General features: G+C 62.2%; 15 protein-coding genes. 6 read left to right on the top strand and 9 right to left on the bottom strand.

Annotation, left to right across the window (positions count from 1 at the left end; translation table 11 throughout):
• Positions 1-9: 9 nt before the first annotated feature.
• Entirely contained in the window at positions 10-1,293 is a 1,284-nt protein-coding gene (locus tag VLT15_11410; GenBank protein ID HSR45819.1) for a citrate synthase, read from the top strand.
• Positions 1,294-1,375: 82 nt separating this feature from the next.
• Here VLT15_11410 and VLT15_11405 read toward each other — a convergent pair whose 3' ends face one another.
• Both VLT15_11405 and thrS read right to left on the bottom strand, forming a co-directional pair.
• Positions 1,376-1,870: a hypothetical protein gene (locus VLT15_11405; GenBank protein HSR45818.1), complete on the bottom strand. Its 495-nt coding sequence runs from the start codon at positions 1,868-1,870 to the stop codon at positions 1,376-1,378.
• Positions 1,867-3,798 carry a threonine--tRNA ligase gene (gene thrS / locus VLT15_11400; GenBank protein ID HSR45817.1) on the bottom strand — a complete coding sequence of 644 codons (1,932 nt, stop codon included), beginning with the start codon at positions 3,796-3,798 and terminating at the stop codon, positions 1,867-1,869. Before thrS ends, VLT15_11405 begins: the two co-directional genes overlap by 4 nt.
• A gap of 79 nt (positions 3,799-3,877) precedes the next feature.
• Here thrS and VLT15_11395 point away from each other — a divergent pair, with 79 nt between their 5' ends.
• Positions 3,878-4,708: an aminoglycoside phosphotransferase family protein gene (locus VLT15_11395; GenBank protein ID HSR45816.1), complete on the top strand. Its 831-nt coding sequence runs from the start codon at positions 3,878-3,880 to the stop codon at positions 4,706-4,708.
• 411 nt (positions 4,709-5,119) lie between these two features.
• Here VLT15_11395 and mshD read toward each other — a convergent pair whose 3' ends face one another.
• Positions 5,120-5,992, bottom strand: coding sequence for a mycothiol synthase (mshD, locus tag VLT15_11390; GenBank protein ID HSR45815.1), 873 nt, complete (start codon positions 5,990-5,992; stop codon positions 5,120-5,122).
• 49 nt (positions 5,993-6,041) lie between these two features.
• Here mshD and VLT15_11385 point away from each other — a divergent pair, with 49 nt between their 5' ends.
• A complete protein-coding gene (locus VLT15_11385; protein ID HSR45814.1) occupies positions 6,042-7,025 on the top strand; it encodes a patatin-like phospholipase family protein in 984 nt (327 codons plus the stop codon).
• Positions 7,026-7,171: 146 nt separating this feature from the next.
• Here VLT15_11385 and VLT15_11380 read toward each other — a convergent pair whose 3' ends face one another.
• Entirely contained in the window at positions 7,172-7,780 is a 609-nt protein-coding gene (locus tag VLT15_11380; GenBank protein HSR45813.1) for a Maf family protein, read from the bottom strand.
• Between the two features lie 76 nt (positions 7,781-7,856).
• On the opposite strand from VLT15_11380, the gene VLT15_11375 reads away from it, so the two are divergent.
• A complete protein-coding gene (locus tag VLT15_11375) occupies positions 7,857-9,053 on the top strand; it encodes a methyltransferase (protein HSR45812.1) in 1,197 nt (398 codons plus the stop codon).
• Positions 9,054-9,167: 114 nt separating this feature from the next.
• Here VLT15_11375 and VLT15_11370 read toward each other — a convergent pair whose 3' ends face one another.
• Both VLT15_11370 and VLT15_11365 read right to left on the bottom strand, forming a co-directional pair.
• Positions 9,168-9,359 carry a hypothetical protein gene (locus VLT15_11370; protein ID HSR45811.1) on the bottom strand — a complete coding sequence of 64 codons (192 nt, stop codon included), beginning with the start codon at positions 9,357-9,359 and terminating at the stop codon, positions 9,168-9,170.
• Between the two features lie 109 nt (positions 9,360-9,468).
• Positions 9,469-11,364 (bottom strand): potassium transporter Kup, encoded by a 1,896-nt coding sequence (locus VLT15_11365; protein ID HSR45810.1) that lies wholly within the window; start codon positions 11,362-11,364, stop codon positions 9,469-9,471.
• 264 nt (positions 11,365-11,628) lie between these two features.
• On the opposite strand from VLT15_11365, the gene VLT15_11360 reads away from it, so the two are divergent.
• The gene (locus VLT15_11360; GenBank protein HSR45809.1) at positions 11,629-12,276 is read left to right on the top strand and encodes a hypothetical protein; all 648 of its coding nucleotides are present in this window, start codon (positions 11,629-11,631) and stop codon (positions 12,274-12,276) included.
• A 140-nt stretch (positions 12,277-12,416) separates the two neighbouring features.
• On the opposite strand, the gene VLT15_11355 is transcribed toward VLT15_11360, so the two are convergent.
• Entirely contained in the window at positions 12,417-12,572 is a 156-nt protein-coding gene (locus VLT15_11355) for a hypothetical protein (GenBank protein HSR45808.1), read from the bottom strand.
• Between the two features lies 1 nt (position 12,573).
• Here VLT15_11355 and VLT15_11350 point away from each other — a divergent pair, with 1 nt between their 5' ends.
• Positions 12,574-13,410 (top strand): hypothetical protein, encoded by an 837-nt coding sequence (locus VLT15_11350; protein HSR45807.1) that lies wholly within the window; start codon positions 12,574-12,576, stop codon positions 13,408-13,410.
• A gap of 37 nt (positions 13,411-13,447) precedes the next feature.
• Here the strand turns inward: VLT15_11350 and VLT15_11345 are convergent, their stop codons facing one another.
• Positions 13,448-13,837, bottom strand: a complete 390-nt coding sequence (locus VLT15_11345; protein ID HSR45806.1) for a rhodanese-like domain-containing protein — start codon at positions 13,835-13,837, stop codon at positions 13,448-13,450.
• Between the two features lie 248 nt (positions 13,838-14,085).
• Positions 14,086-14,544, bottom strand: coding sequence for an SRPBCC family protein (locus tag VLT15_11340; protein HSR45805.1), 459 nt, complete (start codon positions 14,542-14,544; stop codon positions 14,086-14,088).
• Positions 14,545-14,641: the final 97 nt, after the last annotated feature.

The raw sequence follows: 14,641 nt of genomic DNA, 5'->3' as shown, positions 1-14,641 counted from the left end.
GAGATCGATATGGACGAGGCCGTACTACGAGTGGGAGATCGAGAGATCACATTACCGGTGATCGTCGGCACGGAAGGCGAAGTGGCGATCGATACCAACCAGCTGCGCGCGCAGACGGGATTCGTCACTCACGACAAGGGATTCGCCAACACGGCAGAGGCGCTCAGTTCGGTCACTTTCCTCGACGGGGAAAAAGGCATCCTGCGCTATCGGGGCTACCCGATCGAGCAGATCGCCGACAGCGCTTCTTTCCTCGAGGTCTCCTATCTCTGCCTCTACGGTGAGCTGCCGACGGCTTCTCAGTACGAAGAGTTCGTCGACGACATCAACCATCACACGCTGGTGCGCGAGGACATGAAGCACCTCTACGAGGCCTTCCCGACCGACGCCCACCCGATGCAGATGCTGGCGTCGGCGGTTTCCGCGCTGGCGACCTTCTATCCGGATGCCCTGGATCCAACGGATGAGCAGGCCATCGACATCAGCGCCAAGCGACTCATCGCCAAGATGATCACCTTGGTGGCCTGGGGATACAAGTACGGCCTGAGCCAACCATTCCAGTACCCGAGGAACGACCTCGACTACACGTCGAACTTCCTGCACATGATGTTCTCGTACCCGACCGAGGCCTACGAGGTCGACCCGGTCATCTCCAAGGCTCTCGACGTCCTGCTGAACCTTCACGCCGACCACGAGCAGAACTGTTCGACATCGACCGTGCGGATGGTCGGCTCATCACAAGCCAACCTGTTCTCATCGGTCGCGTCGGGCATCCATGCCCTGTCGGGCCCGCTCCACGGTGGAGCGAACCAGCAGGTCGTGGTCATGCTCGATGAGATCATCAAGGGCGGCGGCGACGTCGAGCAGTTCGTCGAGAAGGCCAAGGACAAGGATGATCCGTTCCGGCTCATGGGATTCGGTCACCGCGTCTACAAGAACTTCGACCCGCGGGCTCGGATCATCAAGCGCTACGCAGGTGATGTGCTCGACAAACTCGGCAAGGACGACCCGATGCTCGATGTCGCCAAGCAACTCGAAGAGGTTGCCTTGTCGGATGAATACTTCGCAGAGCGCAAGCTCTATCCGAACGTCGACTTCTACTCGGGCATCATCTACAAGGCGATGGGATTCCCGGTCGACCTGTTCACCGTGCTGTTCGCCATCGGAAGGCTCCCGGGCTGGATCGCCCAGTGGAAGGAGATGCGCTTCGACCCGACCACGCGGATCGGTCGTCCACGGCAGATCTACGTCGGTGAATCCGAGCGCAAGTTCATCAGCATGGACCAGAGGTAGAAACCGGCTCCAGGTACCGGGACATCACACAAGACGGAAGGCGGCTCCGACAGGGGCCGCCTTCTGACTGCACGCACGGAATCTAGGCCTCGGGACCCAGAACCTCTTCGAATGGATCACGCCGCACCTCGCCGGTCACCGCGTCGATCAGCACCAAACCGCGCTTCGAAGGGGGATTGTCGGCGGCATAGAGCAGCACATTCCATACCGGACGCGATCGCCAGCCTTCGAAACGAACCGCACCCGACGAGTGCCCAACCGGAAACGAGATCGCCTGAGCGGCAAGTTCGAGAGCTTCGGAATCGTCGACGGCCAGCGGCCAGGCGGTGATGAAGTGCCAGATGCCGAGAACCAGGAGCACAGCCGCGACCACCCACATCCCTGCCGGCAATCCCGATAGGGCTCCAACTGCTGCCGCCACAGAGCTTGCCACGTAAACCCATCCCGAAATCCGGCGGCGAGTTGGACTGGGCAGCACGTACGGACCGAGCACCGCCGAGTCGAGGTCGTCGGGGACACCCTCAGCATCGGCGAGCTCCTGAGGTATGTGAATGCTCGGGGTATCGCGGTCGCTCATCGCGGCGGTGCCGCCAGGGCGGCGAGTTCCAGAATGGCAGACTCGATTGCTATTCCACGCCGCTCATTCTCATCGCCGCGCAGCCGGATACCCACCGTGCCGGTCTCGACATCCTGATCTCCGACTACGAGAACCGCCGGTGTCTTGGAAGTGATCGCCCGGCGAATCTTCTCACCCACCGTGTCATCTGCCTCGTCGACCTCGACCCGCAAACGAGCCTCGTGGAGAGAGCCGGCCACCTTGCGAGCGTATTCGATATGACGGTCGGCTACCGGAACGACGGCGGCCTGGACCGGCGAAAGCCAGGGTGGAAAAGCTCCCGCGTAGTGCTCGACGAGGATTCCGACGAAGCGCTCTATCGAACCCATGAGTGCACGATGGATCATCACGGGGCGCTCGCGCGTGTTGTCCCCGGAGGCGTAGAGCAGGTCGAAGTTGGCGGGTTGCCCGAAATCGACTTGGAGGGTCGAGAGTTGCCAGCGGCGGCCGATCGCGTCGCGCACGTGCACATCGATCTTCGGGCCGTAGAAGGCGCCCTCGCCGGCCGCGATCTCAAAGGGCAAGCCCGCAGTTTCAAGCGCCTGCTGCAAAGCAGACTCGGCCTTTTCCCAGGATTCGTCCTCGCCCACATACTTGTCCGGCTTCGTCGAGAGGTCGGCCTCGAACTCCTCGAATCCGAAATCTCTCAGAACCATCAGTGTGAAATCGAGGAGGTTCTGCAACTCGTCGCCGATCTGAGACTCCATGGCGAAGATGTGACTGTCGTCCTGGGTGAAGCCCCTGGCCCGCAAGAGCCCGTGCACGACTCCGGAACGCTCGTAGCGGTAAACGGTACCGAGCTCGAACAGCCGCAGAGGAAGCTCCCGATAGCTTCGCCCCTTGCTCTTGTAGATCAAGATGTGGAAGGGACAATTCATCGGTTTCATCCGGTACTCGGTCTGTTCATCGAGGATCATCCCGGGGAACATGCCCTCCGCATAGAAGTCGAGATGCCCTGAGGTCTCCCAAAGGTGCGCCTTGGCGACGTGAGGAGTCGCGACGATCTCGTAACCGTGACTCAGGTGGGTCCTTCGGCTGTAGTCCTCGATGATCGTGCGCAGAAGTCCGCCCTTCGGATGCCAAACGGCCAACCCGGAACCCAGCTCAGAGGGGAAAGAGAACAGATCCAGCTCGTTGCCCAGCCGCCGGTGATCACGTCGCTCTGCCTCTGCGAGACGCTCGACGTATTCGTCCAGAGCCTTCTTCGACTCCCAGGCGGTGCCGTAGATGCGCTGGAGTTGGTCCCGGTTCTCATCCCCACGCCAGTAAGCGCCGGCCGACCGAAGCAGCTTCACCGCCTTGAGGCGACCCGTGCTCGGAAGGTGTGGTCCCCGACAGAGATCAACGAAGTCTTCGTTGCGATAGACGGTGACGCCGTCGCCCCCTCCCACCTCAGTCTCGTCGACGGACTCGATGATCTCGGTCTTGTAGGGCTGATCGGCGAACATCCCGAGAGCGTCCGGTATCGAGTGTTCCTCCCTCGAGAAAGTCTGGTCGGCCAGCACGATTTCAGCCATCCGCTGCTCTATTCGCTCCAGATCGTCTGCATCGAACGGCCGGCCGATGTTGAAGTCGTAGTAGAAGCCGTCGGTGATCGCCGGTCCGATGGCAAAGGTCGCCCCGTCGAACAGATCGAGGACGGCCTGAGCCATGATGTGCGCCGCCGAATGTCTGATGATGTGGCGGCCCTCTTCGGTCGACTCGGTCACGACTTCGAACGGTCCGCCGCCCGGCAGCGGCCTGCTCAAGTCGAGGAGGTCACCGTCGAGCTTGACGGCCACCGCCGCCTTGGCGAGGCGGGCGCCTATCGAAGCCGCAACGTCGAGGCCGGTGACGCCGTCTTCGTGTTCATGAACAGATCCGTCGGGAAAAGTAAGTTGGATGGTCATCTCATGTCTTTGTTCATATCGCGGGTAGGGTAATGGAGGCAATCGGAACTGTAGGAACCTTTCTTTCCAGGGAGACTGTATGGACGCGATTGACATCGCCAAGAAACTCGCTCGCGGTGGCCGCGTTCACGAGCTTTCCGGCATCTCTGGTCGAGCTTTTCGTCTCTTCGCCCCACATGCAACCACCATCCTGACGGTGTATCGATCGACTTCCCTGCAAAGGCGGGAACAACGGGCTCTGGAGTCGTTGAGCGGCGTTGAAGGCATCCCGAAGGTCATCGAGTGGGGCATAGAAGACGACACCGCATGGGGGTTGTTCGAGGACGCGGGAGCCTGGAACCTCGCAACGCTTCCGAGTAGTACGAGTGCGGCCCGACAAGCCGGGCGAATCCTCCGGTCGGTTCACGAGGCAAGCCCGGACCAGCTGACGAATCTGGCGGGAGGCATGGACGCGGCCTGGCTCCGATCGGAGTATCAGTCGGTCTTCAACAGACTCACACGCTACCGGCGGAGGGTGGGCCTTTCACAGCAGTTACTGGAGCGTGCCCTCGCAGCGGAGCCCCCGGTGGGCGGCGTTCCGACCTCCTGTCACACCAATCCTCGACCCGACCGCTTCCGGGTCGACGACGAGTCGGGCCGCGTCACACTCGTCGACTGGGCCTGGGCGACAGCCGCTCCCGCGGAATGGGACTTCTCTCTGGCGGTCTCCACGTTGCGTCGCACCACCGGGCAGAACGCCGCCAACGCCCTCATCGAAGGTTACGGCCGCACGATGCCCGAAGAGATCCTGCGACCGTGGATCGTGTTCCACAGCGGCCGGGAGATGCTCCAGGAGGCCGAGACACGCGACGGTCGCCTCGACAACCTGGCGGTCGTCGTCCGGGAGCTCGAAGCAGCGCTGCTCGACTGACTCGAAGACTACGGATACAAGGTCGCCCGGAATCTGCCTTGGGGCCGAATGCAAGTCGCGCTGATCCAGGCTCTCCGACCTGCCCCGCCCGTCTATCCACCGGCGACGCCGGCCCCGCCGAAAGCGCGAAATCCATCACTAACCACCTCAAACCGCGTATCCTCGCAAACGAAGGAGGACGACGTGATCGCATTGCTGACAGTACCGATACTCTCAATCGGCATTGTGTTGGGGGGAAAGTTCGGTGGACCTCGCTTGCAGGAGGCGTCAATGACGCAGGAGCTGGAAGAGGACCTGCCGTGCCCTTGGTGCTTCGCCCAGACAACCGAGCAGGATCCGACTTGTCCCTCGTGTGGAAGGCGTTTTGGCTCTCCGCACGGCGGAGATTCGAACACCCCTGGTCGATGAGACTCAGATCCTCAGCCGGAAATCCAGGTCGGTGTGATGGCATCTGAATCCGAGCTGCTCGTATAGCCGAAGAGCACCGTCGTTCACCGCGTCCACATAGAGCATTCCGGTCGTTGAGCCCGCCCGGCGGTTGAGGAATCGCAGACCCTCGAGAGCTGCGGCCCGACCGTATCCCCTGCCTCTCTGGTCGGGGTCGGTCGCAATGAGATAGATCTCGCCGAGTCCCCCGGAATGCACTTTGGTCCAGCAGAAAGCGACCAGTCGCTCCCCCTTCCAGGCCGTTCGTAGACCAGCCGGGTCGTACCATTCGTATGCCTGACGTTCGTGCAGGTCCTGCGGACTCCAGTTGCCCGCCTCGAGGTGGCCCTCGAACGCACGGTTGTGGATGTGGAGGAGTTGCGCCTCATCCGATGGTTCGTACCCGCGGAACTCGATGCCGGGAGGGATTGTCTGGTCGACGACCGGCAGGGCGACTCTCATCTGTTTGAGTCTTCTCACCAACTCGAACCCGAGATCCTCCAGGGACCGGGCTTCACCCCGCTGATACACCCAGGCATGAACCTCTTCACCGTCGCGGCGCCGTACCTTCTCGAGAGCCGCCAGCAACAAATCTCTATCCACCAGGCCGCGATAGGGAGGTTCCACGGCCTTCTCGAGCTCGAATGTTCCGGCGCGTCTACTTTCCAGGAGATGGACATAGCCCACTATGCGACGTTCTCTTTCGACGGCGAATCCATCCCCGTGCGGGTCGCCTCTTCTGAGAGAGGCGTATTTGTGCTCGCTCAGAGGATGATGCCCATCGTGGGATTGGCACAGTCCGAACAGGCGGTCGAGTGCGGGAAGGTCGGCGGGGTAATCGAGAGGGCGGGCAAACATCCGGGCGACCCTACCGCGAGAAACGATCGTTGGCCCTATTCTGTTCGCCGTGAGCAAGGTAGGACTGGTTCTCGGTGGTGGCGGCATTACCGGTGCCGCATATGAACTAGCAGCTCTGATGGCCATCCATATGGCCACGAGTTGGGATCCGAACGAGTCTGAGGTCATCATCGGCACGTCGGCCGGGTCGTTCGTGGCCAGCACCGTGCGTTCGGGCCGGCTCTCCATCGACTCCCTCGCCCGCCACGATGAGAGCCGGGAGGATGTCGCCAATCGAATCCGAACCGCGGTCTATCGACGTCAGCGGCCGGGCGGCGTGGGTCGCTGGATAAAGCACGGGCTGGTTCCGGGAATCCGGAGGCCGGGACTGTCTCTCATCCTCGGATCGCCGGCACCTTTCGACTCAGGCGGAATCGGTGAGTGGCTCACCGAGGAGATAGGCGACTTTGCCGAAGGATGGCCCGACGACCCCACCGTCATAGTCGCCTACGAACTCGAGTCGAGGCGACGTGTGGCGTTCGGGACGCTCGACGCTCCCGACGTGGAGCTGCGCGACGCGGTAGCCGCCTCTTCGGCCGTACCGCTGATCTTCGCCCCGTTCGAACTCGACGGCAAGCATTATGTGGACGGCGGTGTTTCCTCCGGCACTCACGCCGACCTGCTGCTGGCCAATGAAGAGCCGCTCGATTTCGTGCTCGTTATCGCCCCGATGGCGGCCGACGAGATCCGGGAAGGCGGCCGTTTCTACGAGGGGTTATTCGATCGGGTCGGACGGGCCGCTCTCGATGAAGAGGTGGCGATGATCCACAAGGCATGGCCGTCCACCGAAGTGCTCATCATCACCCCTTCTGTGGACGTACAGGCTTTGATGGGGCCCAATCCGATGAGCGCAACGGCAGCGGTTCCGGCTTTCATCAAAGCTCTGGCCTCACTCCGAATGAAACTGGCGCGGCCGGAGGTGTGGGCAATGCTGCGCAAGCACCTCGCTCCAGCCTCCCAAACACGCGCAGCCAGTAGTCGGGTGACGCCCTGATAGGCCGGCCAAAGAGAAAGATTTGAGACCCCCGGCGATGCCGGGGGTCTCGATCGCTGAGGGGGGACCCAACACCGGAAACCCTACCCTCAGGTCCCTAGTCGTCCGTAGAGTCTTATGGCCCACCAGCGCGGGCCAGAAGCCACCTACTCCGTCTTCGAGTTCGTTCGACGATCCATCGACGCGGACAGGCGATGCCGGATTCCGGCCCCGGACAGCATCTGTGCGGTAGTCGAAAGGGTGAGCCCGACAACCGTCGACAACTCGCCTTCGATCTTGTCGACGAGCGAGCCCCCCAGACCCTGGATTGCGTATGCCCCCGCCTTGCCGAACGGTTCCCCCGTCGCCACGTATGCGGCGATCTCGACGGACTCGAGTTGACGAAAACGGACGACGGTCGTCGAGTGCATGGCCGGAGCAGGCTCGCCGCTGCGACACAATGCGACCCCGGTGTGAACCGTGTGGGAGTTCCCCGACAGCGATGCCAGCATCTGGATGGCCTCCTGCTCATCTGCCGGCTTTCCGAGTATGCGGCCGTCCAGAGCAACAACGGTGTCGGCGCTGAGTACCCACCGCCCCGGGTTGGCATCGGAAACGGCTAGTCCCTTTGAACGCGCCAGTCGCAGCACGGCTTCGGCGGGAGTCTCACCGGGAACGAGGGACTCGTCGATGCCGGCAGCTTCGACTCGGTAGCGAACCCCGAGGAGGTCGAGGAGTTGCCGACGTCGGGGAGAACCGGATGCGAGGATCAGCATGCTCAGAAGAGTAGGCGGGTTGACGGTTTCGAGTCACCAGGCCCTATCGTGACCTCATGAGTGAGATGGTCGTGAGTTGAGCGGCTTGCAGGAAGCGCCTTCGTCCCCCTATTACAAGAAGACCTTGACGTTGCATACCGGTCGCTCACCCGTGAACCTGATGGTGGCGCATGACCTCTTCAGCAGTCAGGCGGTCGACGCCGGCTCGCGGATGCTACTGCGGAGCCTCATGGAGGAGACAGATCCGGAATCCATCCTGGATGTTGGTTGCGGATACGGTCCGCTCGGACTCGGCCTGAAAGCGAGATACCCCGCCGCCCGGGTCGACATGATCGACCGCGACGCTCTGGCAGTCCAGTTCGCGTCGGGCAACGCCGCGCTGAACCGTATGCCCGATGTTGCGACATACGGCAGCGTCGGATACGACGGCATCGACCCAGATCGACGCTTCGACCTGGTCGTTTGCAATGTCCCGGGCAAAGCCGGCAACCCGGTGATCGAAGACTTGCTGATCGGAGCGGCGGACCTGTTACAGAAGGGCGGCAAGGTCGCAGTCGTCGTCGTTTCCGCGCTGCTGGACGAGGTGTCCCGTGTTCTGCAGCAGGCAGAGGCGGATGTTCTCTTCCGGCAGGTCTCCAAGGCCCATGCCGTATTCCAATACTCGCTCGGTTCCCGGTCCGATGCCGGACGGTCTGTCCTTCCCAATGCTTATGAACGACACAGGGCCCGGTTTTCGAGAGCCTCGATCAGCTGGGATGCTGTGTCCGTCTGGGGATTGCCCGAGTTCGATTCCTTGAGCTTCCAAACTGCCTTGGTGATCGACAGGATCGTCAATTCACAACCGAAGCGACCTAGGACCCTTGTGCTCAATCCAGGGCAAGGCCACGTTCCGGTGGCGATTGCACTGCAGTCGAAGCCGCGGGAAATCGTCCTTGTCGGACGAGACCTCCTGGCACTGCAAACCTCCCTCGCCAATTTGTCTCGAAACGACTTCTCACCGGACCGTGTTCGTCTTCACCATGACGCCGGTTTCGACGTTCGCGGAGGACCTTTCGATCTAGTGGTTGCCGCCTTGCCGGACAAGCTGTCCACCGGCATCATCGCCGAAACGGTTTCGAGTTTGGCGGCGCACGTCGCCGGCGGGGGTTCGCTGATTCTCGGGGGCCGGAGCACCGCCGTCACCCGGGTGCTCGGATCGAATGTCCTCGACGGGTTCGAGTTGAGGGAACGCAGCCGCTCACATGGTTTCACTGCGGCACGGCTGCGAAAGTAACGCGTCTGCCCGGACGGGTGGCCTGCCGCGGCGAACTCCCAGCCTGTGAGATCGCCGGCCCGACGTTGTCTCCACCGTACAGGAGAGTCGGCAGTTTGCAGACCCTTGCGGCTTCTAACCGATTCCGGCGTCGCTCTGTCGACCGAGGATGTCCGGGCCGTCTGCCCGGGTTTGCTGGGATCTGCCGGTGGCCTCCGCGACGGGTAGCCGGTACGTGTGCCGGCGGTAGCCCAGACTCGTTGCTCGCCGGAGCGAGTCGTCCAGGAACAAACCATATCGGTGGCGACGGAGTTGTGTGTTGTTCATTGGTTGCCTCCACCGATGAGACGCCGTCGGGGTACCGGTAGGTTCCCGTGCGATGCTCGATCGCCGGCGGCGGCCGACCTGGAGCCGCGTGTTCGCCGGGGCGGCCGCCTCAGATCTCCACTTGTATACCGATCTCTATGACGTCGCGAGCGGGGAGTTCGAAGAAGCGCGCCGCGCTGGTGGCGTTGCGGTGCAGCAAGGAATAGAGCCGTTCCCTCCACATGGCCATGCCCGGTTGCTTCGTGGGGATGACGTTCTCCCGGGCCAGGAAATACTTCGCATCTCCGGGATCGAACCCGAATGTACGCGCAACGATGCTCTCGAGGGCATGAGGCACATCGGGTTTGTCCTGGAACCCGAACAGCAAGACCACCTGATGAAAGCCGTCGCCGAGGTCGTGGACGGTCGAGCGGCGCGCGGCTGAGACCCGTGGCACATCGGCGAACTGGACAGACAACAGCACGATTCGTTCATGGAGAATCTCGTTGTGACGGAGGTTGGCGAGGAGTGCCGGCGGTGTCGGCCCCGGCTCTGGGAACATGTACACGGCAGTGCCCGGCACCCGCTGCGGCGGTCTGGCGGCGATACTCGCAATGAACCGCTCGATGGGCAGTTGGCCGCGTCTGAGGCGGGCACCGATCAACTGCCTTCCTCTCTTCCAGGTCGTCAAGCCCGTGAATACGACCAAGCCGACGACGAGCGGAAACCATCCGCCGGCCGGAATCTTGAAGAGATTGGCCCCGAAGAATGACAAGTCGACCACCATCAGGCAGGACACGACTGCCACCGCCACGGGTAGACGCCAGTGCCAGCGGCTACGAGCCACCGCGTAGAAGAGGACCGTGGTGATCACCATCGTGGCGGTCACAGCCACGCCGTATGCGGCGGCGAGGTTGCCGGACGAGCGGAAACCGAACACCAGTCCCACACACGCCACCATGAGGGCATAGTTGACTGAGGGTATGTAGATCTGGCCGATCTCCTGCGCAGAGGTGTGCTCGATTCGGACCCGTGGCAGATAGCCGAGCTGCACTGCTTGCCGGGTCAACGAGAACGCGCCGGAGATCAACGCCTGAGATGCAACCACCGTCGCCACCGTGGCGAGAACCACCATCGGGTAAAGAGCCCAGGACGGAGCCATCCTGTAGAAGGGGTTGTCGATGGCGCCGGGGTCGGTCAAGAGGAGCGCCCCCTGACCGAAGTAGTTCAGCAACAGAGCCGGAAGGACCAGAGCGAACCAGCCAATCTGGATCGGACGCTTTCCGAAGTGGCCCATGTCGGCGTACAGGGCCTCGCCACCGGTGACGACGAGAAACACCGAGCCGAGCGCCAGGAAGCCGAGACCGGCATTGCGAACGAAGAACGAGGCGGCATGTCCCGGGTTGAGTGCGGCCAGGACCGACGGCTCCTGGGCCAGTTGCGCGAACCCGAGCACGGCCAGGACTATGAACCAAAGGAGCATCACCGGCCCGAAGACCGACCCGATTCTGGCCGTCCCGCGACGCTGAAGCATGAACAACCCGACGAGAATCAGCGCAGCCGTCGGGACCACATAGTGCTCCAGTGCCGGGGTGGCGACGTGCACTCCTTCTACCGCGGAAAGAACGGAGATGGCCGGAGTGATCATCCCGTCACCGTAGAGAATGGCAGTGCCGAAGAGACCCATGAGGATCAGGACACCATGACGGCGACCCGCCGCGCCGTTCCGGCCGGGTGCGATGAGCGCGGTGAGTGCCAGGATCCCGCCTTCGCCGCCGTTGTCTGCTCGCATCACGAGGGCCAGGTACTTGATCGAGATGACTATCACCAGCGCCCAGAAGATCAGTGAGAGAATACCCAGCACGTTCGCTTCATTGACCTCGAGGCCTTCATGCCCCAGAAAGGACTCTCGGAGTGCGTAGAGCGGGCTCGTTCCGATGTCTCCGAACACGATACCGAGCGCGGCAACAGCCCCTGCCACAGGGATCGGCGACGACTCGCCTCCGGATCTCGGCCGGCGACTCATGACGCCGCGCGAATGGCGGGAGCGGAACAAGGGCCCCTGATGATCAGGTTCTCAGACACTGTCTGACATGCTAGGTGTGGTGACCACGACCCGAAGTAACTCCGAGAGGATCTCCGCCCGGCAGACGACCGGATGGTCCCGCCTTCGAAACACTTCGGCGTTGAACTGATCCAATGCGGACCCGGTTGACCCGGGCCGCCCGGTCCCTTTCCCCGGCTTGCCCGGTTCGGCTTGGTATGGTCCTGGGGGATCCCTGGAATAGGTATGAACGTCAACGATGACCTGAACGCAAGCAACCGGAGTGGCTGTGGGTGCGTCGCGGCAATCTCCGGCGTTCTCCTGATTCTGTTTGGGAGCCTGTTTCTCTTGACGTTCGTGGACGGTGTCGTGTCGAGCGACGACAGGGTGACAGACAACACCGGCGCATACCTGTTCCTGCTGGCCGTCACAGTGCTACCTGGTGTCCACCTGATCCGACGTGCCCGTCGTCGAAGTCGCACGCCTGCCACACAGCCTCGAACCGGTGGAGAACAGCCGCCACCGTCCGTTGGGACACACACCGAGGAGCCGGGCAGCGGTGTTTACGCAGATGAGCATCCGAATGCGGCTTCCCCGACCGCGTCATTCCTGCTCATCACCCGTCCTCTCGAAATGGGAGGTCGGCCTTACACGGTCTCGTTCGATGACGAACCGCTAGGCAAGCTCCGGCCGGGACAGACAGGTGAGTGGGAGATTCCGGCCGGACTGCATTGGGTGACGGTCAAGACCCGCCGCCTCGAGTCGAACGCGATGATCATCGAACCCCGAGCAGGCGACCGGATGAGTCTGGAGTGTCGACCGGCAGGCGGCGATCCGACCGACACAGTCGGAGGTCGAATCGACGGCATCCTGCTCGAAAGGGTCGATTCGTAGGCGATTCCGGCCCGCCGCCGCGCTACATGCCCCGGTTCGTCTGCCTTCGCAGGTTTCCCCTGTCCCCCGCCGTAATCGAATCATCCCGGCCGGCACTTTGCCCATAGGAGGGCGCCTCCTTTCGTGGATCGGGGTAGGTTTCATCGGAGGAGAGCTTTCGATTGGACCTTCTTGTCCGTAGACCGTTCCCCCAGTTTCCATGTGTCCGCCACGTCGGGTCCGGCCGGGCCGGTGCCGAGTTGCAGCGGTTCTTCTTCGGGACGGCGAACATCACACCGGTCGGGCTCCTTGTTCATGATGACAGTCCTCCTTGCGGCATGTGGCTCCTCTGGTACCACCGGTCCCACGTCTACACCATCGGCGCCGGCCTCCCTACCCCCGACAGAAGTCGCCGGCGGCGAGGAAGCGCGACTGCTGTTCGAATACGACCCGCAAGTTCCGCTCGCGATCGAGGAAGTGTCGATGTCCGAGGTCGATGGTGCTGAAGTCCATGACATCTCCTACGCAGGCGGTAGCGGCGACACCCGGGTCTCGGCATACCTGGTTGTTCCCGTGGGAGAGGGCCCGTTCGCCGGAGTCGTGTTCATGCATTGGGGAGGGGGTTCCAGATCCAGTTTTCTGGAGGAGGCAAAGAAGCTGGCAACAGAGGGAGTTGTGTCGCTACTCGTCAACGCTCCGTTCAGACAGGACGCCGGCTACTTCGCCGAAGTCGTGGTCGGTCTTCGCCGGGGCACAGACCTACTCAGCGCCCGTTCTGATGTGGACGTTTCTCGGCTCGGATTCGTCGGCCATAGTTGGGGGGCGGCGTTCGGAGCCATCCTCGCCGACGTCGACAGACGATTCCGCACCTACATTCTGATGGCAGGTGTCCCCTCGCTCTCTGAGTTCTGGGACTCAGAAGACATGGTCCCATTCGACGGTATCGACCACATCGGACGGGCAGCTCCGGCCTCCCTGTTCTTCCAATACGCCGACCGGGACGAGAACGTGACGGCCGAAATGTCCATCCAGTTCTACGATGCCGGCAGCGAACCGAAGCGGATCGAGAGTTACGACACAACCCACAGCTTCGCCAGCGAACAGGCATCGTCCGACCGCTCCGAGTGGTTGGCGGAGGAACTGGGACTGCCCTGACTTTGCGAAGAGCCGTACCTATCCTGATTCAGGCGGTTCAGGTCGTCACGGGCAGGCCGGCACCAACCCATCCATAGAAACCGCCTTCGAGGGTTGCCACATCGCGGTAGCCCAGCTCCTGCAGTGCGACTGCCGTGAACGCCCCGTTGCCGCCGCCATCACAGAAGGTGACGATGCGCCTGTCGAAGTCGCCAAAGACTCCGTCAGACCGGAAGTAGGGGCTGTCGGGATCAGCCCACCACTCCAGCACCTGTCGAGGCACCGGGACTGCGCCTTGGATCCGACCAGACCGTTCTATCTCGTTTGGCATTCGAACATCAAGCAGCAGAACCCTTCCTGATTCCAACTCCTTGGCGAGTTCGCCGGGAGGGAGAATCTCGACCCTCTCGTTCGCCTCGGCCCACATCTGGAGCACGGTTCTCCTCACGCCACCCTCCTCCACAGCTCGGGGTTCTTCAGGGACACAACCCGACCTGCCAAACCTCGCAGAACTGCATCCGACCATAAACGTCAGACCGGCCACGTCGCTGTGCTTGGCAGGTAGCAAGTGCCGAAACGGTGTAATGCGTCTGGTAGTACCTGGTAAAGCCGGCCCATCCACGTAGAGGTCGATCTCGCCGGTTGTAGAAGAAACCCTGTCACGTGTTCGGGGCAAGCTCGAGCAGGCCGTTCAAGCTACGTTTCCTCCTCGACGACCGACCCGCCCTGGTTCTCGAGGATGTTCTTGAGCTTCCGAACGTCAGAGCGGTGCAGTCGTTTGACGACCATTCCGAAGATTGGCCCCAACAACCGGAGAGGACCCGTCGATCTAACCCGTGATTCGAGAGTGAACCGCGTCCCGTCTCCGGCCTGTTCGCAGATGTAGCCACCCGAACCTTCGATTGGACCTGAGTCGAATGTCCATCTGGCGAGGCTCCCCGGTTCGTACTCGACAGCCGTCCACGCTGCGATTGTGTCACGGCCACTACCCGAAATCCGGTCGAACCCGGTTGTTCCCACTCCGAGTGGTCCTTCCGACGTGTAGGCGGCTTCGACAATGCCGGTGCGCCACTGGGCATCGTGGGATACCTCCATGACGTAGTCGAACACTTCAGCGACGGGCCGATCGATGATGATTGTTGCCGATTGGTCCATGGCTTCGATCAGTACCAGTCAGCGCACGAAGATGCCAGAGTCAAAAGACCCTGTTGAACGGTCTCCATCTGTCCCGTGTCCTGCTGAGCAGTCTCAG

The sequence above is a fragment of the Acidimicrobiia bacterium genome, assembly GCA_035471805.1.
In the GTDB taxonomy this organism is placed as follows: Bacteria; Actinomycetota; Acidimicrobiia; order Spongiisociales; family JAHEDJ01; genus JAHEDJ01.
Note: the sequence above shows the minus strand (reverse complement) of the source record. Positions and strands in the feature narration are given on the sequence as shown.